23 protein-coding genes are annotated in these 23,919 nt (G+C 41.5%); 16 read left to right on the plus strand and 7 right to left on the minus strand.

The window, feature by feature from the left end:
• Positions 1 to 13: 13 nt before the first annotated feature.
• Genes dut through ACFSR3_RS10035 form a run of 6 tightly spaced genes read left to right on the plus strand, consistent with a single transcriptional unit; the run spans position 14 to position 5,914 of the window.
• On the plus strand, positions 14 to 448 hold the full coding sequence (gene dut / locus ACFSR3_RS10010) for a dUTP diphosphatase (RefSeq protein WP_169520752.1): 435 nt from the start codon (positions 14 to 16) through the stop codon (positions 446 to 448).
• A gap of 18 nt (positions 449 to 466) precedes the next feature.
• Entirely contained in the window at positions 467 to 1,447 is a 981-nt protein-coding gene (locus ACFSR3_RS10015) for a tetratricopeptide repeat protein (RefSeq protein ID WP_379820845.1), read from the plus strand.
• Between the two features lie 48 nt (positions 1,448 to 1,495).
• Complete coding sequence (locus tag ACFSR3_RS10020; protein WP_114758683.1) at positions 1,496 to 2,506, plus strand: sugar phosphate nucleotidyltransferase; 1,011 nt, start codon at positions 1,496 to 1,498, stop codon at positions 2,504 to 2,506.
• Between the two features lie 5 nt (positions 2,507 to 2,511).
• On the plus strand, positions 2,512 to 3,876 hold the full coding sequence (locus ACFSR3_RS10025; RefSeq protein ID WP_379820846.1) for a tetratricopeptide repeat protein: 1,365 nt from the start codon (positions 2,512 to 2,514) through the stop codon (positions 3,874 to 3,876).
• Positions 3,876 to 4,652, plus strand: a complete 777-nt coding sequence (locus ACFSR3_RS10030) for a DUF4292 domain-containing protein (RefSeq protein WP_379820847.1) — start codon at positions 3,876 to 3,878, stop codon at positions 4,650 to 4,652. Before ACFSR3_RS10025 ends, ACFSR3_RS10030 begins: the two co-directional genes overlap by 1 nt.
• Positions 4,653 to 4,666: 14 nt before the next feature.
• A complete protein-coding gene (locus ACFSR3_RS10035) occupies positions 4,667 to 5,914 on the plus strand; it encodes a murein hydrolase activator EnvC family protein (protein ID WP_379820848.1) in 1,248 nt (415 codons plus the stop codon).
• Between the two features lie 32 nt (positions 5,915 to 5,946).
• Here ACFSR3_RS10035 and ACFSR3_RS10040 read toward each other — a convergent pair whose 3' ends face one another.
• On the minus strand, positions 5,947 to 6,456 hold the full coding sequence (locus ACFSR3_RS10040; protein ID WP_379820849.1) for an acyl-CoA thioesterase: 510 nt from the start codon (positions 6,454 to 6,456) through the stop codon (positions 5,947 to 5,949).
• Positions 6,457 to 6,525: 69 nt separating this feature from the next.
• Positions 6,526 to 7,470: an HU domain-containing protein gene (locus tag ACFSR3_RS10045; protein ID WP_379820850.1), complete on the minus strand. Its 945-nt coding sequence runs from the start codon at positions 7,468 to 7,470 to the stop codon at positions 6,526 to 6,528.
• Between the two features lie 99 nt (positions 7,471 to 7,569).
• Here ACFSR3_RS10045 and dprA point away from each other — a divergent pair, with 99 nt between their 5' ends.
• The gene (gene dprA / locus ACFSR3_RS10050) at positions 7,570 to 8,673 is read left to right on the plus strand and encodes a DNA-processing protein DprA (protein ID WP_379820851.1); all 1,104 of its coding nucleotides are present in this window, start codon (positions 7,570 to 7,572) and stop codon (positions 8,671 to 8,673) included.
• Positions 8,674 to 8,859: 186 nt separating this feature from the next.
• On the opposite strand, the gene trpS is transcribed toward dprA, so the two are convergent.
• Complete coding sequence (trpS, locus tag ACFSR3_RS10055) at positions 8,860 to 9,831, minus strand: tryptophan--tRNA ligase (RefSeq protein ID WP_114758676.1); 972 nt, start codon at positions 9,829 to 9,831, stop codon at positions 8,860 to 8,862.
• A 77-nt stretch (positions 9,832 to 9,908) separates the two neighbouring features.
• Here trpS and ACFSR3_RS10060 point away from each other — a divergent pair, with 77 nt between their 5' ends.
• Positions 9,909 to 10,661, plus strand: coding sequence for a lysophospholipid acyltransferase family protein (locus ACFSR3_RS10060; RefSeq protein ID WP_379820852.1), 753 nt, complete (start codon positions 9,909 to 9,911; stop codon positions 10,659 to 10,661).
• A gap of 76 nt (positions 10,662 to 10,737) precedes the next feature.
• Here ACFSR3_RS10060 and ACFSR3_RS10065 read toward each other — a convergent pair whose 3' ends face one another.
• From ACFSR3_RS10065 to recA, 4 genes are all read right to left on the minus strand, one after another.
• Positions 10,738 to 12,720, minus strand: coding sequence for a hypothetical protein (locus ACFSR3_RS10065; RefSeq protein WP_379820853.1), 1,983 nt, complete (start codon positions 12,718 to 12,720; stop codon positions 10,738 to 10,740).
• Positions 12,717 to 13,259 carry an RNA polymerase sigma factor gene (locus ACFSR3_RS10070; protein WP_379820854.1) on the minus strand — a complete coding sequence of 181 codons (543 nt, stop codon included), beginning with the start codon at positions 13,257 to 13,259 and terminating at the stop codon, positions 12,717 to 12,719. Before ACFSR3_RS10070 ends, ACFSR3_RS10065 begins: the two co-directional genes overlap by 4 nt.
• 18 nt (positions 13,260 to 13,277) lie before the next feature.
• Positions 13,278 to 13,709, minus strand: coding sequence for a membrane lipoprotein lipid attachment site-containing protein (locus tag ACFSR3_RS10075; RefSeq protein WP_379820855.1), 432 nt, complete (start codon positions 13,707 to 13,709; stop codon positions 13,278 to 13,280).
• A gap of 105 nt (positions 13,710 to 13,814) precedes the next feature.
• Positions 13,815 to 14,819 (minus strand): recombinase RecA, encoded by a 1,005-nt coding sequence (gene recA, locus ACFSR3_RS10080; RefSeq protein ID WP_379820856.1) that lies wholly within the window; start codon positions 14,817 to 14,819, stop codon positions 13,815 to 13,817.
• A gap of 158 nt (positions 14,820 to 14,977) precedes the next feature.
• Between recA and ACFSR3_RS10085 the strand changes: the two genes are divergently transcribed.
• From ACFSR3_RS10085 to ACFSR3_RS10120, 8 genes are all read left to right on the plus strand, one after another.
• On the plus strand, positions 14,978 to 15,967 hold the full coding sequence (locus ACFSR3_RS10085) for a GTP pyrophosphokinase (protein ID WP_379820857.1): 990 nt from the start codon (positions 14,978 to 14,980) through the stop codon (positions 15,965 to 15,967).
• 38 nt (positions 15,968 to 16,005) lie between these two features.
• On the plus strand, positions 16,006 to 16,167 hold the full coding sequence (locus ACFSR3_RS10090; protein WP_379820858.1) for a hypothetical protein: 162 nt from the start codon (positions 16,006 to 16,008) through the stop codon (positions 16,165 to 16,167).
• Positions 16,168 to 16,248: 81 nt separating this feature from the next.
• The gene (gene trhO, locus ACFSR3_RS10095; RefSeq protein ID WP_379820859.1) at positions 16,249 to 17,601 is read left to right on the plus strand and encodes an oxygen-dependent tRNA uridine(34) hydroxylase TrhO; all 1,353 of its coding nucleotides are present in this window, start codon (positions 16,249 to 16,251) and stop codon (positions 17,599 to 17,601) included.
• 526 nt (positions 17,602 to 18,127) lie between these two features.
• Positions 18,128 to 19,663 carry a PSP1 domain-containing protein gene (locus ACFSR3_RS10100; RefSeq protein WP_379820860.1) on the plus strand — a complete coding sequence of 512 codons (1,536 nt, stop codon included), beginning with the start codon at positions 18,128 to 18,130 and terminating at the stop codon, positions 19,661 to 19,663.
• Positions 19,623 to 20,135 (plus strand): gliding motility lipoprotein GldH, encoded by a 513-nt coding sequence (locus ACFSR3_RS10105; protein WP_114758664.1) that lies wholly within the window; start codon positions 19,623 to 19,625, stop codon positions 20,133 to 20,135. The genes ACFSR3_RS10100 and ACFSR3_RS10105 overlap by 41 nt, the downstream gene beginning before the upstream one ends.
• Before the next feature lie 8 nt (positions 20,136 to 20,143).
• Positions 20,144 to 22,480, plus strand: coding sequence for a penicillin-binding protein 1A (locus ACFSR3_RS10110; RefSeq protein WP_114758663.1), 2,337 nt, complete (start codon positions 20,144 to 20,146; stop codon positions 22,478 to 22,480).
• A gap of 69 nt (positions 22,481 to 22,549) precedes the next feature.
• Complete coding sequence (locus ACFSR3_RS10115) at positions 22,550 to 23,251, plus strand: CoA transferase subunit A (protein WP_114758662.1); 702 nt, start codon at positions 22,550 to 22,552, stop codon at positions 23,249 to 23,251.
• 1 nt (position 23,252) lies between these two features.
• A complete protein-coding gene (locus ACFSR3_RS10120; RefSeq protein WP_114758661.1) occupies positions 23,253 to 23,912 on the plus strand; it encodes a 3-oxoacid CoA-transferase subunit B in 660 nt (219 codons plus the stop codon).
• Positions 23,913 to 23,919: the final 7 nt, after the last annotated feature.

The raw sequence follows: 23,919 nt of genomic DNA on the forward strand, positions 1-23,919 counted from the left end.
TTACAATTATATAATGACAATTAACATCATCAATAAATCGGCACATGCATTGCCAAACTACGAAACTATTGCTTCGGCAGGAATGGACCTTAGGGCTAATATAGATGAGCCTATTGTATTACAACCATTAGGCAGGGCTATCGTAAAGACAGGATTGTTTATTGAACTTCCTATTGGTTACGAAGCACAGGTGCGTCCAAGAAGCGGACTGGCAGCCAAAAAAGGCGTAACGGTTTTAAACAGTCCGGGAACTATTGATGCCGATTACAGAGGTGAGATTGGTGTAATTTTAGTAAATTTATCGAATGAGCCGTTTACTATAGAAAATGGCGAAAGAATTGCCCAGCTGATTATTGCCAGACATGAGCGTGCCGAGTGGAATGAGGTAGAAGTATTAACAGAAACTTCGAGGGGAGAAGGCGGCTTTGGCAGTACAGGTGTAAAGTAACCAACAAACCAAGCCTATATGACGCAATTTTTTAAATTCTGTTTTATTCTCTTTTTAGGGTGTTCGACTGTAACATCGGCTCAGGACAAAAAACAACAGAAAGAAATAAAGAAACTTTCTGAAAAAGCCTGTGAATGTACTGATGATGTATCATCGGCACTCATTAAAGAAGAGATAATTGATAAAATAAATTTCTGTATCACCCAGGCCATCGTCAACGAGCAGATGGATGAATCTTTGAAAGAATTAAAGAATATTCAAAAACTGCTTAAGGAAACGAAATGGGAGACAAGAGTAGAGAATGGCGATACAGTTTATGTTGCAGATAAAGGCAGTAAAAGCGTAATTTTAGCGGATAAGAATTTCCAGGAGATTCAGGACTATATGATGAAGAACTGCAAGCGCATGAAAACGCTGATTGGCAGTGAAGATTTAGCATCTGATAAATCATATTCTTCAAATCCTGAAGCAATGAAGTTTTATACCGAGGGTAATAAATATGCTGAAAAAGGTAAAAATGATAAAGCTATAGAAAGCTATAAGAAGGCGGTAAAGGCAGATCCGGAATTTGCTTTTGCATGGGATAACCTTGGACTTTCATACCGAAAAGCAAATAATTATGAAGAAGCAATAAAATGCTATAATAAATCGCTGGAAGTTGATCCATTCGGAATTTTGCCTCTTCAAAATCTTGCTGTGGTATACGAGTATACCAAAGATTATAAAGCAGCGGCAGGAACCTACAGCAAACTAATAGAAAGTGACAGTAATAACCCGGAAGGGTATTATGGGGCTGGTAGAGCTTATTACATGGCGGGCGATTATGAAAAAGGGGTTGATAACATGTTTAAAGCCTTTGTGATTTATACAGAAACCAGATCGCCATATGCAAGTGATGCTCAGAATAATCTCGCTTTCTTTTACAGTGACCTGAAAAAACAGGGTAAGGAGAAAATATTTGAGGATATGGCGGCAAAAAATAAAGTTGATATAAAATAATAGAGAGAACATTATTATGTTCTTTGAGAATTACAAACAAACTACTAAATGAAAATTATAGTTCCTATGGCCGGGCGTGGTTCTCGCCTTCGCCCACATACACTTACAGTTCCAAAACCATTAATACCAATTGCAGGCAAACCTATCGTTCACAGGCTTGTTGAAGATATTGCAGGAGTGCTTAACCAGAAGATCGAAGAGATTGCGTTTATCGTAAGCCGTGATTTTGGTACTCAGGTAGAAACCGACCTTGTGGCTATTGCTGAAAAGCTTGGTGCTAAAGGTTCTATATACTATCAGGAGAAACCATTGGGTACTGCCCATGCTATTATGAGTGCTAAAGAATCGATCAGCGGACCTGTGGTTGTGGCTTATGCTGATACACTTTTCAGAGCCGATTTTACGTTAGATACTACAGCCGACAGTGTTATCTGGGTAAAGCAGGTTGAAGACCCGAGTGCTTTTGGCGTGGTTCAGCTTAATGAGAAGAACGAGATCGTTGATTTTGTTGAGAAACCTAAAGACTTTGTTTCTGATCTTGCTATTATTGGTATTTACTATTTCAAGAGCGGTGAAACACTTCGTGCCGAGCTTCAGTACCTGTTAGACAACAACGTTACTAAAGGCGGCGAGTACCAGCTTACCGATGCTCTTGAGAACATGAAAGAGAAAGGCATGAAATTTGTGCCGGGGAAAGTAGATGAGTGGATGGACTGCGGTAACAAGAACGTAACGGTAGAGACTAACTCACGTATGCTGGGCTTCCTTCATGCAGATGGTGAAAACCTGGTATCGGCTACGGTAAAGATGGAAAACAGTACTATCATCCCTCCTTGTTTTATTGGAGAAAATGTAGTCCTTAAAAATTCTACCATCGGGCCATACGTTTCGTTGGGCGACAACTCTCATGTAGAGAACACCATTATAAAAAACAGCCTTGTGCAAACGCACGCCACAATTAATAATGCCGTGCTGGATAACGGGATGATAGGTAATCATGCGGCTTTTAACGGTAAATTTACCAGCATTAGCATTGGTGACTATTCAGTTATAGAATAAGAGATATGAAATTTAAAATCCTTTTTTGCGGAGCATTGCTTTCGGGTTCATTACTGATACCCGGCACGCTGCATGCCCAGGAGCCAAAGGAACCCGATCAGGTAGCATTGGCTAATGATGAGTTTGAAAACAACTTTTTTGAGGCGCTAAAGCAAAAAGGAATTGAAAATTATGATAAAGCGATTAAATCGCTTGAAAAGTGCCTGGCTAAAGATCCTCAGAATGCTGTGGTGCTTCATGAACTGGGTAAAAATTACCTTTCGCTAAAAAATTATCCTGAAGCCGAAAAAGCATTTCTTAAGGCTCGCGATCTTGACCCAAACAATCGTTGGTACTGGCAAAGCCTGTATGATGTGTACTATGAAACGAAAGATTTTAATAAATCGATTCCGGTAGTGCAAAAACTTACAGAGTGGCGCAAGCAATACTATCAGGAAGATCTGGTGTCATTATATATGTATACCCAACAGTTTGATAAAGCGCTCGATCTTATCAATGAGATGGAACAAACGGTAGGGATGTCTGAGAAACGAGAGATGTACAAGCTACAGATTCTTAGTGACAGCAAGTACAGGAAACCGCAAAAGGAAACTCTTGAGGAAGCGATAAAGAAAAACCCTAAAGAGGAATCGAATTATCTTGAGCTGATCTATTTGTATTCTGAAAGCAATCAGGAGCAAAAGGCTCAGGAAGTTGCAAAAAAACTGGAGAAGGAAATCCCGGGATCGGACTGGGCACAGGTAAGTCTTTTTAAGTTCAACCTTAATAACAACGATGGTAAAAAAGCTGCCGAATCGATGTTCAGGGTATTGGACAGCAAAAAGATTGACCGCAAGATAAAACACAGGGTGCTGAATGAGTTCCTTATTTATGCTTCGAACAATCCGCAGTACATGGGAGATCTTGATAAGGCAGTTGGGTATTTTGAAGACGACAAACAGGTTAATGTGCCTAAAGAGATAGGGAAGTTCTTTTTCAGTAAAAACAGATATCCTGAGGCAATAAAATATTTCGAACGCGGACTTATCCAAAAACCTGATGATATCGAAACGGTTGAGTTATTACTATACACTTATACCGAAGCAGCGCAGTATGACAGGCTGCTGAAAAAATCGGAAGAATATATTGAGCTGTATCCTACCCAGGCCCGACTGTACTATTTTGCTGGACTTGCTTCAAATCAGCAAAAACAATATCCAAAGGCGAAACATTATCTGGAAACAGGAATCGATTTTGTGGTTGAAGATCCCGAACTTGAATTGAAGATTACCAAACAGCTTGTAGATACCTACACAGCATTGGGCGATAATAAAAAGAAAAATGAAATGGCTCAGCGTCAGGCTAAGCTTGAAAAATCGAAAAGCAATTAATGAAAAAATTACTGGTCATAACCCTTGCGGTACTATCGCTTACGTCGTGTAAAACAGCGCAAAAGGCTTTAATGTCTGAGGATAAGGCTGCTGAGCAAAAAGCGGTTAAAGAAATTGTAGATGGACACTATAGTAACGCTAAGGATTTTAAGACGTTGCTTATAAAAGCATCGGGGCATTACAAAAAAGGGAGCACTTCTTTTAATGCAAATGCCGAAATACGTGTTAAGAAAGATGAGATCATTCTGGTAAGCGTGCGCGTACTGGGTATCACAGTTGCTAAAGCAATTATTACACCTACCAGGGTAAGCTATTATGCAAAGACTACCAATGAATATTTTGACGGTAACTATGCTGCACTTAGCAAATGGCTTGGTAACGATCTTGACTATACCAAGGTACAGAATATCCTTTTAGGGAATGCTTTGTATGATCTTAACAAAGGAAATTATATAGGTTCACTTGAAGATGGTATGCACAAGCTACAATCTGCAGACAGATCGGCGATATCTAAATTATTCTTTTTTGAAGGGAGTAAATTTTTACTGAAAAAAGAAACATTTAAAACTTCAGGAAATATTCCGCAAAGCCTGGATATCCAGTATGCTTCTTATAAGGAATATCCAAAAGCGGTACTGCCGGCGGTAATTAACATCGAAGGTGAGCAGCAGGAGAGAATAAATGTAGACATTGAATATAATACTGTAACCTTCGATGAAAACCTTACATTCCCGTATGAGGTACCCGAAGGAATGGAACAGATTTTTATAGACTAAACCCAAAACCAGACATGACCAGATTTTTCTTTATTATTTTTTTCTTAGGCTTTACCGTTCTTGGCTATGGCCAGGTAGATCAGCGTAAAAAACTGGAGCAGCGCAAAGCACAGATTTTAAAAGAAATGAAGGAGCTGCAAAATCTTGAGTCGCAAAGCAAGACTAAAGAAAAATCAGTATTGGGGAAAATAGAAGAAAACAGTACTAAGATCAAGCTTAGTGAAAGGCTTATCAGTACAACTTCTAAACAAACTCGCCTGCTTACCGATGATATTTACACAAATCAGCTTAGCATCAATCAGCTTAAGCGTGAACTAAAAGTGCTTAAGGAGGATTATGCCAATATGGTGGTAAAAGCATATAAGAGCAGATCGGAACAAAGCCGTATCATGTTTATTCTTTCTTCTGAGAATTTTCTACAAGCTTATAAACGCATGCAGTACATGAAACAGTATGCAAGTTTCAGGAAAGTACAGGGTGAGGAGATTCGTTCCAAAATGGCTGAACTTGAATTAAGAGTAGAAGCATTGTCAAGTCAAAAGAAAGAAAAAGAAGTGTTGCTTGCCGAAAGCGAAAAACAGAAGAAAGATCTTGAACAGGATAAGCAGGAGCAGGAAAAGTTAGTGAAAGCTATCCGTAAGGATAAGAAAAAATATGCTTCGGAGATTAAGAAAAAGCAACAGGAAGCAAAAGAGATTGACAGAAAAATAGAGAAGGCCATAAAAGATGCGATCGCTGCTGCCAACAGAAAGGCTGCTGCCAAAGCAAAAAGTGCAGCCGAAAAGAAAGAGATTACAGAAGCTGCTAAAAAAGAACCTAACAAAATTGTAATGACTAAAGAAGAGAAACTTCTTGCTAACAGTTTTGTGGCTAATAAAGGTAAACTGCCATGGCCTGTGCGTGAAGGATATCTTTCTGCGCGATTCGGCAGACATGAAAGCCCTTATGATAAGGATGTAATTGTTGATAATAATTATATTGAGATAACAACCAATCCGGGTAGTGCCGTTAGGGCAATTTACAATGGAGAGGTTACTGCGGTGCAAATTGTGGCCGGTACCAAAGCAGTTACCATAAGGCATGGTGATTACATGACTATTTATTTTAACCTTGGGGCGGTAAGTGTAAATGTGGGCGACAAGGTAACGACATCTCAAAATATAGGGCAGGTATATACCTATCCTTCGGGGAAAACAGTAATGAGATTCTATGTGTCGCAAAATGCTAAATTCCAGAATCCAGAATCGTGGATTACAAGATAAAAAAATCCCTCGCTTAGCGAGGGATTTTTGTTTTATAGAAACAACGCTTTTAATTCGGTAGCTTCATGCGGGTTCATTTTGCCTGCCAGTACAAGGCTTAGCTGTTTTCTTCTCAGCGCAGCGTCATAGCGTTGTTTTTCAAGTTCGGTCTGGGGTTCAATAATTGGTACTTCAACCGGTCTTCCTGTTTCATCAACGGCAACAAAAGTGTAAATGGCTTCATTTGCTTTATGCCTTATTCCGCTTTCACGGTCTTCGATCCAAACATCAATAAACACTTCCATCGAGGTTTTAAAAGTGCGGGATATTTTTGCCTCAACGGTAACAACACTTCCTAATGGAATAGCGCGGTTAAAAGCAACGTGGTTCACAGATGCCGTAACAACAATACGACGTGAATGCCTTCTGGCGGCAATGCTCGCGGCACGATCCATGCGGGCCAGCAATTCTCCACCAAAAAGGTTGTTAAGCGGATTGGTCTCACCCGGTAAAACCAGGTCGGTCATAATGCAAATAGAGTCTGAAGGATATTTTGCCTGCATGCGTTTTTTTTGCAAAGATAGTACAGATGCAGATGCAAAAAAAATCTCCCCGTTTGGGGAGACTCAATTTTATAATTCTTTTACCAAAAGCCAGGCATCGCTGTTTTCAGTTTGTTTGATCTTATTCATTTTCGCCTGTGCTTCAGCATAGGTTTTAAAGCTTCCGTAACCTACCTGAAAAAGGCCGAATTTGTTTTTACCCAGTTTTCTGGCGTTGTAACCTTTAGATACAAGTTCGCCCACTGCTTTTTCAGCATTTTCCTCGCTCTTAAAAGCTCCAGCTACAACATGGTAAGGATAGGTAGATGCGCTTTCTTCTTTAACAGGAAGGCTTACTGCCGGCATAGGCGCCTCTATAAAAAAGGTAGCCTGTTGTATTTTTTCGTTTACACGATCCTGTACCGATTGCTCTACAAGCAGGGTTTGTTGTGCAATCTCATGGTCGCGGTATACTTTAAATCCTGCTCCGCTTGCACTTGTCATTACAACAAATATAGCGGCATATTTAAGATATGAGTAGTTTTTCTTTCTTTCCGGAGTAAATATTACCGGAGCCATTTCTTCCACTTTTTCGGCAACAGCTTTAAGCTCTTCTCTTTTTATGGCTGGAGAAATTACATTGGTAAGTCCAAACGCTTCAGCAAGGTAATTTACCGGAGTATCAGGCGTGAAAACAATATTGCCTTCTATGTTATGAGCAATAGTCCCAAGGTTCTTAAGAATAAGGGTTTCCCAGTTTTGAAGCCTTTTATTCCAGCTTTCAACAGTCTGGGTAATATTGGCTACAGCCTGATCGTAAGAAATTTTTTCCTGTAATGCGATATGATTGGCTAAAAGCCCGTCATTATTTTTTAAATTCGCATTGAATGAAATTAGTTTTTTAGGAGGATAGAACGTATAGGTGTCATTGTTAAGCTGCGCGGGCTGTGTGTCCGTAAGAAATGCGCCAAAGCCGGGAACGCTAACGCACTGGTAGCGATACAATAAAGCCGATATGTGTTTTTCTATCATCATAACAACAAAATTAACAATTCGACGCAAGTTGCAAAATTTTATTCACAATTTTTATTAACAACGCCAGAGAATCCGATAAACGCCATATAAAACCGATTAATGACTGATTTTGAATTACTTAATGCTCTTGCGCTGATGCGCGTTGAGGGTGTGGGCGACATTGTTGCCAAAAGGCTTATTAACCATTTAGGTTCTGCCGAAGCTGTTTTCAAAGCAAAAAAATCACAGATAACTGCCATAGAAGGAATAGGAGATGTTGTATACAACAGCCTGAAAAAGGCCGATACTTTTAAGCTGGCCGAAGCCGAAATGAAATTTATTGCAGACAGCGGCATCACTCCTTTATATTATCAGGACAAAACGTACCCTGACAGACTTAAACACTGTATAGACGGACCTGTTGTTTTGTTCACATCCGGAGATATTAATCTTGAGAACCGAAAAACGATCAGCATAGTGGGAACCCGCCAGATGACCTCTTATGGTTCCGACTTTTGCCGTAAACTTATTGAAGACCTCGCTCCGCTCAACCCTGTTATCATCAGCGGCTTTGCATATGGGGTAGATATTCATGCTCATGCTGTTGCCATGGAACTCGGCTTACAAACTATAGGTGTTGTGGCTCACGGGCTCAACCAGGTATATCCTAAGGTACATAAAAAGTACGTCTCTAAAATGGAGGAGAACGGTGGTTTTATGACAGAGTTTTGGAGCACGTCAAATCCGGATAAAGAAAATTTCGTAAAACGTAACCGCATTGTGGCAGGGCTTAGCGAAGCAACTATTATTATAGAAAGTGCTGATAAAGGCGGTTCACTGATAACGGCCAATATTGCGAACGATTATAATCGTGATGTATTTGCTGTTCCGGGGCGTATTACCGATAAATACAGTATGGGTTGTAATAATTTAATAAAGAGTCAGCGCGCCAATGTGCTAACCACTGCTGCCGATCTTGTTTATATGCTTAACTGGCAATTGGAAGACGAAAAAAAGAAGCCGGTGCAAAAACAGCTTTTTGTTGTGCTTGAAGATGATGAACAAAAAGTATATGATTTTTTACAAAAGCATGGGAAGGAACTAATGGATGTTATTGCCCTCGAATGCGAAATGCCAATCTTTAAAATATCGTCGTTACTCCTTAATATGGAACTGAAGGGAGTGATTCGCCCACTGCCCGGTAAATTGTTTGAGGCGATATAGTGATTCAGAGTTCAGAGTTCAGAGTTCAGAGTTCAGAGTTCAGAGTTCAGAGTTCAGAGTTCAGAGTTCAGAGTTCAGAGTTCAGAGTTCAAAAAAAGAGCCACAAATTACACTAATTCCACCAATTCGCGATAATTTGTGTAATTCGTGGCAACTGTAAACTGACCACTGTAAACTGTCAACTAACTATTCGTATCCCAGTTTTACTCTTACTCTTGATAGTACTCCGTTGGCAATGGTCGCTGCCTTTTCGGCACCGGCTTTTAACAGGGCATCTACTTCGTCAAGGTTATTGATGTAATAGGCGTATTTTTCACGGATAGGAGCAAACTTGTCAACGATAAGTTCAAACAATGCCTGTTTCGCATGGCCATAACCGTAGTTACCCCCAAGGTAGTTGGCTCTCATTGCCTCGATTTGTTCCGGAGTCCCTAATAATTTGTAAAGCGCAAATACATTACAGGTATCCGGGTTTTTAGGTTCTTCCAGCGGAGTACTGTCTGTTTGTATTGCCATTACCTGTTTGCGCAGCGGTTTGTCTTCAACAAAAATATTGATGAAGTTGTTGCGCGACTTACTCATTTTTTCGCCATCGATACCCGGAATAATTTTGGTATCATCGCTGGTAACCGCTTCAGGTAATACAAAGGTTTCACCCATTTGGTGGTTAAAGCGTGAGGCTACATCACGGGTAATCTCAAGGTGCTGCAGCTGGTCTTTACCTACAGGTACAAACTGAGCATCATATAATAATATATCGGCAGCCATAAGCATAGGGTAGGTAAACAATCCGGCGTTTACATCCTCCAGCCTGTCGGCTTTGTCTTTAAAAGAGTGGGCAAGCGTTAGTCGCTGAAACGGAAAGAAACAGCTAAGGTACCATGAAAGCTCTGCCGTTTGAGGCACATCGCTCTGGCGGTAAAAAGTAACCTTGTTAAGGTCAAGGCCACAGGCAAGCCATGTAGCCGCCACGCTATAGGTATTAGCGCGCAGGGTTTCGCCATCTTTGATCTGCGTAATAGAATGCAAATCGGCTATAAATAAAAATGAATCGTTCTCTGGTTTATTGGCCATTTCCACGGCCGGTAGTATAGCCCCCAGCAGGTTACCCAGGTGAGGGGTTCCGGTGCTTTGCACCCCGGTTAATATTCTTGCCATTCTACAAAAAATTGAATTTACACAAAGGTAAACGATTTGGGCAGAAAATAAGGATTGAATCCTTACATTTGGAATATATGAAAATAGCACGATATTTTTTATGGACACTGTGGCGAATTTGGTTCTATATCCTTATGGGAGTGCCAATTATAGTTTTGTCTCCATTACTTATCATAACGATATCATCCGAAAAAACCTATCCGCAGTTTTTTGTGCTTGCACGGATGTGGGCAAAAATCATCCTGTTCGGGATGGGACTTCCGTATAAGATAGAACGTGATGAGCAAATACAAAAAGGCAAAAGTTATATGCTTGTAGCCAATCATACATCTATGACGGATATAATGCTGATGCTTGTCATTTCGAAAAATCCGTTTGTATTTGTTGGTAAGAAAGAGTTGGTAAAGATTCCCATTTTCGGATTCTTTTATAAGCGTACCTGCATACTGGTAGACCGTAATAGCTCGAAGAGCCGTTTCGAAGTTTTTAAGCGTGCACAAAAAAGGCTCAATCAGGGATTAAGTATTTGCATTTTTCCTGAGGGTGGCGTTCCGGATGATGAATCGATACTGCTTGATGAATTTAAGGATGGAGCTTTCAGGCTTGCCATTGAACACCAGATTCCTATTGTGCCGATGAGTTTTTATGATAACAAAAAACGTTTTTCGTTTAGCTTTTTTAGTGGAAAACCGGGATTGCTAAGGGCTAAAGTGCATCACTTTGTACCAACCGACGGGTTATCGATGGAAGATAAGACTGACCTGAAAAACCTGAAAGATAAAGTATGGCAGATACTTTATAATGATTTGGTGGAGAAAGCAAAAAAATAAAAGCACCTCTGTGACTGCAGAAGTGCTTTTACTAATAGAACTACCTAATAAAATTTCCGAACCTAACCAACAAGGTTTAGAAACTAAAACTTACACCCGAGTAAAGCCCAACGAAATAAGGTTTAAAGTTACCTGCATTTCTGCTGTAGGCGTTCACCTGGTATTTGAATGTAGGTTCAAAGCTGGCCTGGAACGAATCCCAGAATTTGTATTTGAAACCAACACCTAAATTAGTACTGAAGTGTAGGTTGTTAAGGTTTTGTGCCTTACCTACCTCGGTGCTCATACCGGTAGATGATACCACGCTCACATTATTCTCATTAAGGAATAGCGAACTCACGCCACCTATAAGGTCTACACCAAATTTATTATTTACCAATGCATAGCTCATTTCCAAAGGAATCTCTATGTATCCTGTTTTCTGAATCATCGAACCTTCAACAAGCTGTGTGCTTTGCCCATCTATAAGGAATACATCCGGAGCTGCAGCATCGGCAGGCTGAATGACAAAACCTGTTGCTTTAGCAGTTCCGATATTTGAAGTTCCGCCGTTTAGCGATGCATAATAGGCAATATCGTTTGTTGAATAGTTCAGGTTAACACTGTTGATACCCGAACGTATGCTTATCCTGTCGGTAACGGCATAGTTAATGCCAAGACCGTAGCTCAGGTCGTTATCGTAGCTTTTGCTGTTTCCGGCTAATTGTTCATTGATTGGCGATCCTGCCGATAGCGAGTTGTAGAATACCGGAGCAACCTGAGGTCTTATGTTCCAGCGGTCTTTACTCTTTTTGTTTTCGGCAAGCTCCTTGTCTTTTTCTTCTCCTTTCAGTTTTTCCTCAAGCAGTTTTTCAAGCTCGTTTTGCGGAACCACTTTATTGGTGTCAACTACAGTTTGTGCTACTTCACCACCTACCGGAATATTCTTGTCGATGATTACGTTGCCTTTAGCAGCAGGGTCGTTTGTGCCGCTTGTGGTATTTGTGCCCGAAGCATTTTCTTTAGTAGCTGCGTCGTTGGCAGAGGCTATACCGTTAGCAGCATTTTGTTTTTGCAGATTACTGTTGGCAGCAGGATTGGTACTGTCTGTATTTTTGATTGATGATTTAGCATCTGTACCGGCAATACCTTCAGAAGCAATTGGCGTAGTGTTAGCGTTGCCATTTTGTTTCTGGGTTGTATTTCCATTATTAGGTGTACTGCCTACATTGCTGCCTGATGATTTTGCATCGGTTGCTGCGATACCTTCAGTTGCTGTAGATGTCGCATTGCCATTTTGTCTTTGCGCCGTATTCGCAGCATTCGTAAGACCTGTATTGCTGCCTGTGTTTGATCCCGCTGTTTTGCCGTTTGTGGTAGCAATACCTTCGTTAGCAGGTGAATTAGGTGCTATGCCGTTATTGTCAGCAGTATTGATACCGTTTTTATTGTTTTTGCTGTTTGAGTTCTGTGTACCGGCAACTGCATTGCTGTTTTGCATTTGGGCATTGCTGTTGTTTTTATTAGTTGTTGACGTGTTGGCAGCGTTCCTGTCATAAGCAACAGCATTATTGTTTTTGCTGCCAAAGCCGTTAGCTGCCGAATTTGCTCTTTGGTTGCGGCTGTTTGTTTGTGTAGCCGAATTTTGTTCGTTATTCTGTGCGGCTTCTTCGCTAACCGCAACAGCTGTATTGTTGTTAGTAGATATGTTGTTTTGAGAAGCTGTTCCTGTTTCTGTTCCCGTAGCCGATGGGCCGGCCTGTGTAGGAGCAGTTGCATCAGGAGATGATGGCATAACAGTGTTTGCCGGAGTAGCGTTTTGATCTTCAACTACTACAGCCGGAGCATTTGTGGCAGGGTTTTCCGCATCGTTAAAGAACAATGTGGCAAGTAGTCCGCCCAGCAGCAATAGTGCTGCCACACCCGATAGCCTTAGCCATAAAGGGGTGACCTTTCCTTTTGTCTTTTTTTCTTCCTGGAGTTCCTCCCGTATGTTTTCCCATACAAATTCAGGGGGAGCCACTTCAAAGTCCTTGAACTTTTCCTGGAATAACCTGTCTATATTGTGTTTCTCATTCATTTTGCAGTCGGTATGCTATTGCCCTGCAGGGCTTCAATTTTTTCTTTTAATATCATTCTTGCACGGGCAAGGTTCGATTTAGAGGTGCCGTCGGTAATGCCCAGCATCTCAGCAATTTCTTTGTGCGAATAACCGTCAATTACATACAGGTTAAAAACCATCCTGTAACGGTCCGGCAGTTCCTGGATAATACCTACAAGGTAGTCCATAGATATGCCTTCGCTATCCACTTCAACTTCGGCCACATCGGGTATGTTCTCGCTAACCAGTTCGAAGATACCTTCAGAGCGGTAGCGTTGCAGTACATTGTTTATCATCACCCTTTTTGCCCAGCCTTCAAAGGAACCTTTGAACTGGAACTGGCCAATTTTCTGGAAGATCAGCAGGAAACCATCCTGTAGGTTATCTTCGGCATCCGCACGATTGCGCGAATACTTAAGACAAGCCGCAAACAACTTAGGAGCAAGAAGCTTGTATAGCTGTTCCTGCGCCCGGATGCTGTTTTGCTGGCAATCCTTTATGAGCTGATCTAAACCCAAATTATATGTTAGTTTAAGTTATTTTTTAACCGGTATCACGATCTGTTCGTATGTTTTGTTGCCTTCTACATCATAACCTGTAAAGAATTTAAAGGTGTAGATATCGTTAGCGAGGGCATAGCTTTCGTCACACGAAAAAGTAAAGCTTTGCTCGTCTTTATTTTCTTTTTCATAATTCCTGCATTCACCTTCAAGGCGCACCATTGTTTGTATGGCAATAACCACGGCATTGCCGTCTTTTTCAGAAACAAAATGGTCAAACAGGTAACAGCCGTTAGGTTTTGTAAAGCCAACCCTTACCTCATAGGTATGGCCGGGCTCTACCCATTGTGGGAATATAACCCAGTCGGCAGGCAGGAATTCAACATTATATTGTGGTGCTTCATCAGGCTCCATGTTACATGATGAAAGAATAAATAATGCTGTAAATAATAGTAAAATCTTTTTCATAAATCAATCAGCGTAAAAAACCGGTTTATAGATAGATACAAAAAACGTAAAAGGTTGCGTAATAGCAATAAAAAAACCCGAAAAAATCGGGTTTTAATTATAAATTTAAGATGCCTGTTCTTTTATCATCTCTTTTATTTTCAGTTCAAGCTCTTCAGCGAGTTCCGGATTGTCTTTTATCAGGGCTTTTACAGCGTCGCGTCCCTGGCCTAATTTGGTGTCGCCGTAGCTAAACCATGAGCCCGATTTCTTGATAATCTCGAACTCTACCGCAAGGTCAAGTATCTCACCTGTTTTAGAAACGCCTTCGCCATACATGATGTCGAATTCAGCGGTTTTGAAAGGAGGTGCCACTTTGTTCTTAACGATCTTCACTTTTGTGCGGTTACCCAGTACGTTCTCACCGTCTTTGATCTGCGCAGCACGGCGGATGTCTATCCTTACCGAAGCGTAGAACTTAAGTGCGTTACCACCCGTAGTGGTTTCCGGGTTACCGAACATCACACCGATCTTCTCACGAAGCTGGTTGATGAAGAATACCGTACAGTTGGTTTTGCTGATAGTAGCGGTAAGCTTTCTAAGTGCCTGAGACATCAAACGTGCGTGAAGACCCATTTTAGAATCTCCCATTTCGCCTTCGATCTCGCTCTTAGGTGTAAGTGCCGCAACCGAGTCGATTACCACGATATCAATAGCACCCGAACGGATAAGGTTCTCGGCAATCTCTAATGCCTGCTCACCATTGTCCGGCTGTGATATGATAAGGTTTTCGATGTCAACGCCAAGTTTTTCTGCATACACACGGTCAAACGCGTGCTCGGCATCAATAAAGGCAGCGATACCGCCTGCTTTTTGCGCTTCAGAAATAGCGTGAAGCGTAAGTGTGGTTTTACCTGACGATTCAGGTCCGTATATTTCTATTATCCTTCCGCGAGGGTAACCGTTAACGCCAAGGGCAAGGTCTACACCCAGCGATCCGGATGGGATTGACTCAACTTCTTCAACAGCCTGGTCGCCCAGTTTCATCACCGTTCCTTTACCGTAAGCCTTGTCCAGTTTATCTAATGTAAGCTGTAATGCCTTCAGTTTTGCTTCTTTATCTCCGCTCATTTTTTGTATATGATTTTGGGTAAAAATAATGCTTTTTTTTGGTGTGGCAATGTGAGGATGAGGGTTGTGGATAAGTTTATTTATGTTAAAAAGAATCTTACATTAAATTAATGGTTTAAGGAAAATTGATAATTTAGTTCACAATAATTTTTAAGGATATGAATAAGGAGGAAGTACAAAAAGATTACTTGAAAAACAAACATGATCATTTAAAATTGGCTGAAAACCTTAAACACGCGTTAGAAGGTTTTCTAGTAGATAATGAAATTTCTTTCCATACAGTTTCTTTTAGAATTAAAGAATTTGAATCCTATCAGGAAAAAATTGAAAGAAAAGGATATGATGATCCGATTGAGCAAATTGAAGATTTTTGCGGTTTGAGAATAGTATGTTTTTATCCAACTGATTTACAAAGAATAGCTCAGGTAATAGCTCAAGAATTTGACGTTATTGAATCTATTGATAAAACTGGAAATTTTGAACCTGATAGATTTGGTTATAGGTCTCATCATTATATTGTTAAAATAAAAGAAGATTGGGCAAAAGCACCTAATTATAGAAACTTAGAGAATTTAAAAGCAGAAATTCAAGTAAGAACTATACTTATGCATGCGTGGGCTGATATTGAACATAAATTAGCATACAAGAAAAAAGAAGATATCCCAATAGCGTTTAGAAGGAAACTTTATCAACTGAGCGCTTTACTGGAGATAGCTGATGGCCAATTTCAAGATTTAAAAAATGAGAAAGAAGATTTTAGGAAATCTTTAATTTCTGAAAACAAAGGTGTTTTTGAGTTTGATGTAATGCAAGATTTAAATCTTGATAGTTTACAAGCATACCTTGATTTTAAATTCCCTAGGCATTCGATAGCAGAGAAGTCAACTGGTGATCTTTTAGAAGAATTTATAGAATATGATATTAGCTTAGAAGAATTTGATAAAATGTGCACTGAGATTGAAGATATATTACCAGAAGTAGAGAGGAAAATAAGAGGGAAATCATGGACTTTGGCTCAAGTTGGAGTAGCAAGATTGGTGTTGGATTTAAAATCAGAGGCTTACTGGATTAGCAGACAGGGAGATTTTCCTTCTCCTGAATGGAAAAATGTAGTCAAGAAAATGAGATCCGAATTTTCAAAAAAATAAAAGTATTTCTAATTATGGATTATAAACTCTAAATGAATATGCCTCCTGTCAATTCTAATATATTATCATTAACATCTGAACAACTCGAAATGCTTACCATGAGTGAAGATGATATTGCTAATGGCAGGATTATCTCTGAAGAAGAATTGGATAGGCTTGACGAAGCTTATTTTAAATCAAAAGGAGATTTTTCAAATTAAATAATTTTTCTACCTTTGCAGCCGGTTCCGCCATTGTGAACCAACAACATACTGAAAATATCTCACTTAAAATTGTATAGCATGCAACTGTTCAACACTTTAAGCGCAGAGGAAAGAACCGCCCTGATCGAGGAAAGCGGTAAACAGCGCCTTACGCTGTCTTTCTATGCCTACGCACACATTTCTGATCCAAAACAATTTCGCGATTCGCTTTTCTTAGCCTGGAACCCACTGGAGGTTTTAGGGAGAATTTACGTTGCTAAAGAGGGTATCAACGCCCAGCTTTCGCTTCCGGCTGATCATTTCTATGAATTCAAAGATCATTTAGATACTATCCCGTTCCTGAAAGACATTCGCCTTAACGTGGCGGTGGAGCAGGACGACCTTTCTTTCCTTAAACTTACCATTAAAGTTCGTGATAAAGTCGTTGCCGATGGACTTAACGACGATACTTTTGATGTGACCAATATCGGAGTACACCTGAAAGCACAGGAATTCAATGACATGTTAGAACACCCTGACACTATCGTGGTCGATATGCGTAACCACTACGAGAGCGAGATCGGCCATTTCCGTGGTGCCATCACTCCGGATGTGGACACGTTCCGTGAGTCGTTGCCAATCATCGAAGAGCAACTTTCAGAATATAAAGAGGGCAAAAACCTGCTGATGTACTGTACAGGAGGTATCCGTTGCGAAAAGGCATCGGCGTTCTTTAAACACAAAGGTTTCCAGAATGTGTACCAGCTTGAGGGCGGTATCATTGAATATACACGCCAGGTAAAGGCTGAAGGATTAGAGAGCAAATTCATAGGTAAGAACTTCGTATTCGATGCACGCCTTGGTGAGCGTATTACCGACGATATCGTTTCACAGTGCCACCAGTGCGGTAAGCCATGTGACAACCACACCAACTGTGCTAACGAGGCGTGTCACCTGCTGTTTATCCAGTGTGATGAGTGTAAGGACGCTTCACAAAATTGTTGTTCTGAAGCGTGCCAGGATGTGGTTAACCTGCCTGTTGAAGAGCAGAGAGCATTACGCCGTGGTATCATGAACGGAAACATGATCTTCAAAAAAGGTAAAGCCGACCGCCTTACCTTCAAGAAAACCGGAACGGAAGTTTCTGATGTTGCCTTAGGTACTGCTGCCAAAACTAAAACCGTTCGCCCACGAATCAGAAAAACACTGGTGGGTAAAGGCGAGCACTATTTCCCGAAAGCGGAAGTAGCGCAGTTCATTATGGAAAACGAACTGGCTGTTGGCGATACGGTAATCATTTCAGGTCCTACTACAGGCGAACAGCAACTGGTTATTGAAAAAATGCGCGTTAACGGTCAGGAGGGTACTACCGCTGCAAAAGGCGATAAAGTTACCTTCAGCGTTCCGTTCAGGATCCGTCTTTCCGACAAATTGTTTAAAGTTATAGGGTAACACCTAATTTATATAATTAAGAAACCTGCATGAGAGTGCAGGTTTTTTTGTGGCCTCACCCTTGTTTTCCTCACCCCCAGCCCCTCTCCAATCGAGAGGGGAGCGAAGCAGATTCTTAGTATGGTCGAGTGAAGCTTCACCCTCTCCCTTGGAGAGGGATGGGGTGAGGATATGTATGAGTAGGCTTCCCCTCCTTCGGAGGAGTGGCTGAAAGCCGGGGTGGTCAAAGTAAATTAAAACCACCCCATTCGCCGCGGCGCAACACTTTTCGAAGGAGGGGAAACCTGAATGCGCGTCTCACTCATGCGAAGGAAAGAATCCGCGTCTACCCGTTCAATCCTTGTCATCCGCGTTCAATATTTCATAATAAAGGCAGGTATAATGTTGTTAAACAGTTTACAGTCAGTGAGCTTCGCTCCAATCAAAACCCTTAACAACATTCCCGTAAAAAAATACTATCTTTACCCGCAAAAACATTTTACGAACAAGTAGCGGCCGGGCCGCGATCTATATATAAACACGAACTATGGCATGTACAAACTGTTCTACGGGATCCAAGGATGGACAACCCAGAGGATGTAAGAATAACGGGACCTGCGGGACGGACAGTTGCAATAAACTAACGGTCTTCGACTGGTTATCAAATATGAGCCTCCCGGGAGGCGAAGCGCCTTTTGACTGTGTTGAGGTGCGCTTTAAGAACGGGCGAAAAGAGTTTTACCGAAATACTGAAAAACTTACCCTGAGCATGGGCGACATTGTTGCTACTGAGGCTTCTCCGGGTCACGATATAGGCATTGTTACCCTTACCGGCGAACTGGTAAAGGTACAGATGAAGAAAAAGAATGTAAAAGACAACGCAGAGATTGCGAAGATTTACAGGAAGGCATCGCAAAAGGATATTGATATCTGGAGTGAAGCGCGTGATAAGGAAGAACCGATGAAGGTAGTGGCAAGGGAAATCGCGATTCGACTTAACCTTGAGATGAAGATATCGGATATCGAATTCCAGGGTGATGGGTCGAAAGCGACGTTCTATTACACGGCAAACGACCGTGTCGATTTCCGACAGCTTATCAAAGATTTTGCACGCGAATTCAGCACCCGTATCGAGATGAAACAGGTAGGTTTCCGTCAGGAGGCTTCACGTCTTGGGGGTATTGGATCATGCGGGCGTGAGCTTTGCTGCTCTACATGGCTAACGGACTTTAGGAGTGTAAACACTTCTGCGGCGCGTTACCAACAGTTATCGCTGAATCCACAAAAACTTGCCGGACAATGCGGTAAGCTTAAATGTTGTCTTAACTATGAACTGGACACCTATCTGGATGCGCTGAAAGGCCTGCCGGATATGGATACCAAAGTATATACCGAAAAAGGTGATGCTGTTTGCCAGAAGGTAGACATATTTAAAGGGCTGATGTGGTTTGCCTACACTAATAATATGGCTCACTGGCATGTGCTTAAAGCCGATCAGGTAAAAGAAATTGTAGAACTGAATAAACTGAAACAGCGTGTAAGCTCACTTGAGGATTATGCTGTGGAAGAAGTAGCTCCGGAAGTAGAAAAAACATTCCAGAATGCTATGGGTCAGGACAGTCTTACGCGTTTTGACGCACCTAAGAAAAGGAAAAGACCAGGAAAAGACAAAAAACGGGAGCATGCCCCTGCCGATAAAAGACAGGACAGGCCGGCTGGCGAAAGACCGTCTAACAAAATAGTTCCTGCAAACAAGGAGGCCAGGGATAACCGACCTGAGCGTCCGGAAAGAGTGAACAATGATAAGCCTACAGGCGAAAGAAAGCCTAACGAAAACAGGAACAACAATAACAGGCCTAAAGGCGAGAGAAGACCTAACGAGAACAGGAACAACAACGCTGAAAGACCGGAGAAACCAAGAACGGAAAGACCTCAGGCTGAAAAGCCACAAGGTGAAAATCCAAATGCCGAAAGACCTGAAGGCGAAAGAAAACCTAATAACAGGAATAAGAACCGAAACCATAAAAACCGAAATAAGAAAAATGGTAACGACAAGAATACCGGTGGCAGCCCTACGGAATAGCCTTGCTGTATTTGGCATGCTTTTTTTGGTAATCTCCTGCGACAAGACCCGTGTGTTTGACGAATACAAGGAGCTTGATGGCAAGTGGAAAAAAGATAATAAAGTGTCTTTTAGCTTTGACCAAAAGGATACGGTGTCAAAATATAATATGTTTATTAACGTTAGAAATAACAATGATTATCCGTACAGTAACCTGTTCCTGATTGTTCAGCTTCAGGAGCCGGGCAGCAAGCTTGTAAAGGTAGATACGCTGGAATACCCCATGGCAAACCCCGATGGGAGCCTTATGGGGCAGGGGTTTACCGATATTAAGGAGAGCAAGCTTTGGTATAAGGAAAATGTAAGATTCCCTAAGGCGGGTAAGTATACCGTAACCATTCAGCAGGCGGTGAGAAAGGGTGGTGAAGTGCCGGGCGTTAATGAACTTGACGGGGTAACTGATGTAGGTTTTAGAATTGAGTCAACAGAATAATATTGAAGATGGCGATAAAGAAGACAACAAAAAAATCAAATACAAATTCCGGAGATCATCCGGCTGAATATTTTGTAAAAAAGTTCTGGAAGATTTTCGGGATAGGCTTTGCGTCGATATTCCTTTTCTTCCTTTTGGCTTCGTGGGGAGTATTCGGAAGAATGCCCGACTTTGAGCAATTAGAGAATCCAGATTCTAACGTAGCGACGGAAATTATTTCGGAAGATGGTCAGACCATAGGTAAATTTTACCTTGAGAACCGTACACCGGTTAAGTATGCCGATCTTCCTAAATCACTGGTAGATGCGTTGATTGCTACCGAGGATGAGCGTTTCTTTGAGCACTCAGGTATTGATACCAGAGGTACATTAAGAGCTATGGTTACACTTGGAGGCAGTGGTGGTGCGAGTACAATAACGCAACAGTTGGCCAAGAACCTTTTCCATGGGGAAGGCTCAAGATTTTTCCTTTTCAGGATTGTACAGAAAGCTAAAGAATGGATTATCGCAACCAAGCTTGAAAGGCAGTATACAAAAGAAGAGATCATCGCTATGTACTTTAATACTGTTGATTTTGTAAACAACGCGGTGGGTATACGTTCGGCATCAAAAATATACTTTGGTAAAGAGCCTAAAAACCTTAAGGTTGAAGAAGCAGCCGTGCTTGTAGGTATGCTTAAGAACCCTTCGTTGTACAACCCAATGAAGGAAAAAAGGAAAGAAAAAGTACTAGCTCGCAGGAACACGGTATTAAGCCAGATGGTAAAATACGGAAAACTGGATGAGTCAACTAAGGAGAAACTCGCAGCCCAGCCTATAGTAACCGATTATAATCCCGAAAGCCATAACGAAGGTGTGGCTACCTATTTTAGGGAGTACCTTAGGGACTACATGAAAAAATGGGTTAAGGATAATCCTAAAGATGACGGATCGGAATATGATATTTACCGTGATGGTCTTAAAATATATACAACTATCGATTCTAAAATGCAACAGTATGCCGAAGAGGCAGTACAAGAGCACTTGGCAAATCTTCAGGAGGAATTTTTTATCCAGCAGAAAAAGAATACAAACGCACCTTTCGTAAACATATCTAAGGCTGAAACCGATAAGATATTAGACAGGGCAATGCGCAACTCGGAGCGCTGGAGGATAATGACGGATGAAGGCAAGGATGAAGATGAAATCATAGCTTCGTTTAAGGTAAAAACCGACATGAGAGTGTTTACCTGGAAAGGAGAAAGAGATACTGTAATGACACCAATAGATTCTATCCGTTATTACAAACACTTCCTTCAAACGGGTGTAATGTCTATGAATCCAATCGACGGACACGTAAAAGCATGGGTGGGTGGTATTAACTACAAACACTTCCAATACGATCACGTACAGCAGGGTGCAAGACAGGTAGGTTCTACCTTCAAGCCTTTCGTATATGCAGCAGCTATCGAGCAGCTACATTTATCGCCGTGTGATACCGTGGTAGATGCACCATTCAGTATGCCGAAAGGAAAATATGGTATTGATGCTGACTGGAATCCGCAAAACTCTAACGGACAGTTTATGGGGCCGATCACTTTGAAGAAAGCCCTTGCAAACTCAGTGAATACAATTTCAGCTAAACTGATAGACAGGGTTGGTCCTAAAGCAGTGGTAGATCTTACCCACAAGCTTGGTGTGGAAAGCAAGATACCTGAGCAGCCATCTATTGCGCTTGGAGCAGTTGATATTACAGTTAGTGATATGGTGGCGGCATATAGTACATTCGCTAATCAGGGGGTATATGTAAAACCTATTGTAATCAGTAAGATTGAAGATAAAAATGGCGTATTGTTATTCCAAAGTAAAATGGAAACAAAAGACGTTATGAGTAAAGATATTGCTTATGCTATCATTAAGCTGCTTGAAGGTGTTACCGAGAGTGGATCGGGAGCAAGGCTGAAATGGGGAGGTGCCGGTGGTTCGGGCTATAACCGTATGACAGGTTATCCTTATAAAATCGTAAATCCTGTTGCCGGTAAAACGGGAACAACCCAAAATCAGTCTGACGGATGGTTCATCGGTATGGTGCCTAACCTGGCAACGGGTGTATGGGTAGGTAACGAAGACCGTTCGGCTCACTTTAAAGGGCTTATTTATGGTCAGGGCGCTACCATGGCGCTACCGATATTCGGTTTATTCATGAAGAAATGTTATGCCGACGACACTATTGAGTATAAGATTTCAGAACGACCATTCGAACGACCGGCTAACCTGTCTATTAAAGTAGATTGTGCCAAACCAGTCGTCAAGGATACTACTGCATCAGATACCCTGAATGTAGATATGACAGGGTTTGATTTTTAAATTATACAAAACGTCTTCGAAAGAAGGCGTTTTTTTATATATTTATACGCGAAAACTAAATTCTATTGTATGATTAATAAAAAAGTGCAAAACGTTGGGGAAGCGCTGCACGATATAAAAGACGGCGTAACCATAATGCTTGGCGGTTTTGGCCTTTGTGGTATTCCGGAGAATAGCATTAACGAACTGGTTAAAAAAGGAACAACCAATCTTACCTGTATTTCTAACAATGCCGGAGTTGATGATTTTGGCCTTGGACTGCTGCTGCAAAAGAAACAAATCAAAAAAATGATATCGTCATACGTAGGTGAAAATGCCGAGTTTGAAAGGCAGATGCTTAGTGGCGAACTTGAAGTAGAGCTTACACCTCAGGGTACACTTGCCGAAAAATGCCGTGCTGCACAGGCAGGAATCCCGGCTTTCTTTACACCTGCGGGTTACGGTACTGAAGTGGCTGAAGGTAAAGAAGCACGTGAATTCAACGGAAAGATGCATATTATGGAAGAGGCTTTTAAAGCTGAGTTTTCTATTGTAAAAGCTTGGAAAGGTGACGAAGCGGGTAACCTTATCTTTAAAGGTACTGCCAGGAACTTTAACTCATGTATGGCAGGTGCTGCGAAGATTACTATCGCTGAGGTAGAAGAGCTTGTTCCGGCTGGAGAGCTTGACCCGAACCAAATCCATATTCCTGGCATATTCGTTCAACGAATATTTCAAGGAGAACGATACGAGAAACGCATTGAACAACGAACAGTAAGACAAAGAAGTTAATATGGCACTAGGAAAGGAACAAATCGCGAAGAGAATTGCGAAAGAAGTAAAAGACGGTTACTTTGTTAACCTTGGTATTGGTATACCAACCCTTGTTGCCAATTACGTTAGGCACGATATATCGGTAGAATTTCAGAGTGAGAACGGGGTATTGGGCATGGGTCCGTTTCCGTTTGAAGGTGAGGAGGATGCTGATATCATCAATGCAGGAAAACAAACTATAACAACATTACCGGGTGCATCATTCTTTGATTCAGCACTAAGCTTCGGAATGATACGCGCACAGAAGGTTGACCTTACCATTCTTGGCGCTATGGAAGTAGCAGAGAACGGAGATATTGCCAACTGGAAAATTCCGGGTAAGATGGTAAAAGGCATGGGTGGAGCGATGGATCTTGTAGCTTCGGCTGAGAACATCATCGTTGCCATGATGCACGTAAACAAAGCAGGCGAATCAAAATTGCTTAAGCGTTGTTCGCTACCGCTAACGGGTGTTGGATGCGTGAAGAAAGTAGTTACGGAACTCGCGGTTCTTGAGATCGTACCGGAAGGCTTTAAATTGTTAGAGCGTGCTCCGGGAGTAACTGTTGAAGACATTATAAAAGCAACAGAAGGTAATCTTATCATTGAGGGTGATATCCCTGAAATGGTGATCGATTAAAAATAGA

The organism is Flavobacterium suzhouense (assembly GCF_042684765.1).
GTDB classification, from domain to species: domain Bacteria; phylum Bacteroidota; class Bacteroidia; order Flavobacteriales; family Flavobacteriaceae; genus Flavobacterium; species Flavobacterium suzhouense.

Coding starts and splice junctions, on each gene's coding strand:
- dut (WP_169520752.1), top strand. CDS start 14: ATGACAATTAACATCATCAATAAATCGGCACATGCATTGCCAAACTAC.
- ACFSR3_RS10015 (WP_379820845.1), top strand. CDS start 467: ATGACGCAATTTTTTAAATTCTGTTTTATTCTCTTTTTAGGGTGTTCG.
- ACFSR3_RS10020 (WP_114758683.1), top strand. CDS start 1,496: ATGAAAATTATAGTTCCTATGGCCGGGCGTGGTTCTCGCCTTCGCCCA.
- ACFSR3_RS10025 (WP_379820846.1), top strand. CDS start 2,512: ATGAAATTTAAAATCCTTTTTTGCGGAGCATTGCTTTCGGGTTCATTA.
- ACFSR3_RS10030 (WP_379820847.1), top strand. CDS start 3,876: ATGAAAAAATTACTGGTCATAACCCTTGCGGTACTATCGCTTACGTCG.
- ACFSR3_RS10035 (WP_379820848.1), top strand. CDS start 4,667: ATGACCAGATTTTTCTTTATTATTTTTTTCTTAGGCTTTACCGTTCTT.
- ACFSR3_RS10040 (WP_379820849.1), bottom strand. CDS start 6,456: ATGCAGGCAAAATATCCTTCAGACTCTATTTGCATTATGACCGACCTG.
- ACFSR3_RS10045 (WP_379820850.1), bottom strand. CDS start 7,470: ATGATGATAGAAAAACACATATCGGCTTTATTGTATCGCTACCAGTGC.
- dprA (WP_379820851.1), top strand. CDS start 7,570: ATGACTGATTTTGAATTACTTAATGCTCTTGCGCTGATGCGCGTTGAG.
- trpS (WP_114758676.1), bottom strand. CDS start 9,831: ATGGCAAGAATATTAACCGGGGTGCAAAGCACCGGAACCCCTCACCTG.
- ACFSR3_RS10060 (WP_379820852.1), top strand. CDS start 9,909: ATGAAAATAGCACGATATTTTTTATGGACACTGTGGCGAATTTGGTTC.
- ACFSR3_RS10065 (WP_379820853.1), bottom strand. CDS start 12,720: ATGAATGAGAAACACAATATAGACAGGTTATTCCAGGAAAAGTTCAAG.
- ACFSR3_RS10075 (WP_379820855.1), bottom strand. CDS start 13,709: ATGAAAAAGATTTTACTATTATTTACAGCATTATTTATTCTTTCATCA.
- recA (WP_379820856.1), bottom strand. CDS start 14,819: ATGAGCGGAGATAAAGAAGCAAAACTGAAGGCATTACAGCTTACATTA.
- ACFSR3_RS10085 (WP_379820857.1), top strand. CDS start 14,978: ATGAATAAGGAGGAAGTACAAAAAGATTACTTGAAAAACAAACATGAT.
- ACFSR3_RS10090 (WP_379820858.1), top strand. CDS start 16,006: ATGCCTCCTGTCAATTCTAATATATTATCATTAACATCTGAACAACTC.
- trhO (WP_379820859.1), top strand. CDS start 16,249: ATGCAACTGTTCAACACTTTAAGCGCAGAGGAAAGAACCGCCCTGATC.
- ACFSR3_RS10100 (WP_379820860.1), top strand. CDS start 18,128: ATGGCATGTACAAACTGTTCTACGGGATCCAAGGATGGACAACCCAGA.
- ACFSR3_RS10105 (WP_114758664.1), top strand. CDS start 19,623: ATGGTAACGACAAGAATACCGGTGGCAGCCCTACGGAATAGCCTTGCT.
- ACFSR3_RS10110 (WP_114758663.1), top strand. CDS start 20,144: ATGGCGATAAAGAAGACAACAAAAAAATCAAATACAAATTCCGGAGAT.
- ACFSR3_RS10115 (WP_114758662.1), top strand. CDS start 22,550: ATGATTAATAAAAAAGTGCAAAACGTTGGGGAAGCGCTGCACGATATA.
- ACFSR3_RS10120 (WP_114758661.1), top strand. CDS start 23,253: ATGGCACTAGGAAAGGAACAAATCGCGAAGAGAATTGCGAAAGAAGTA.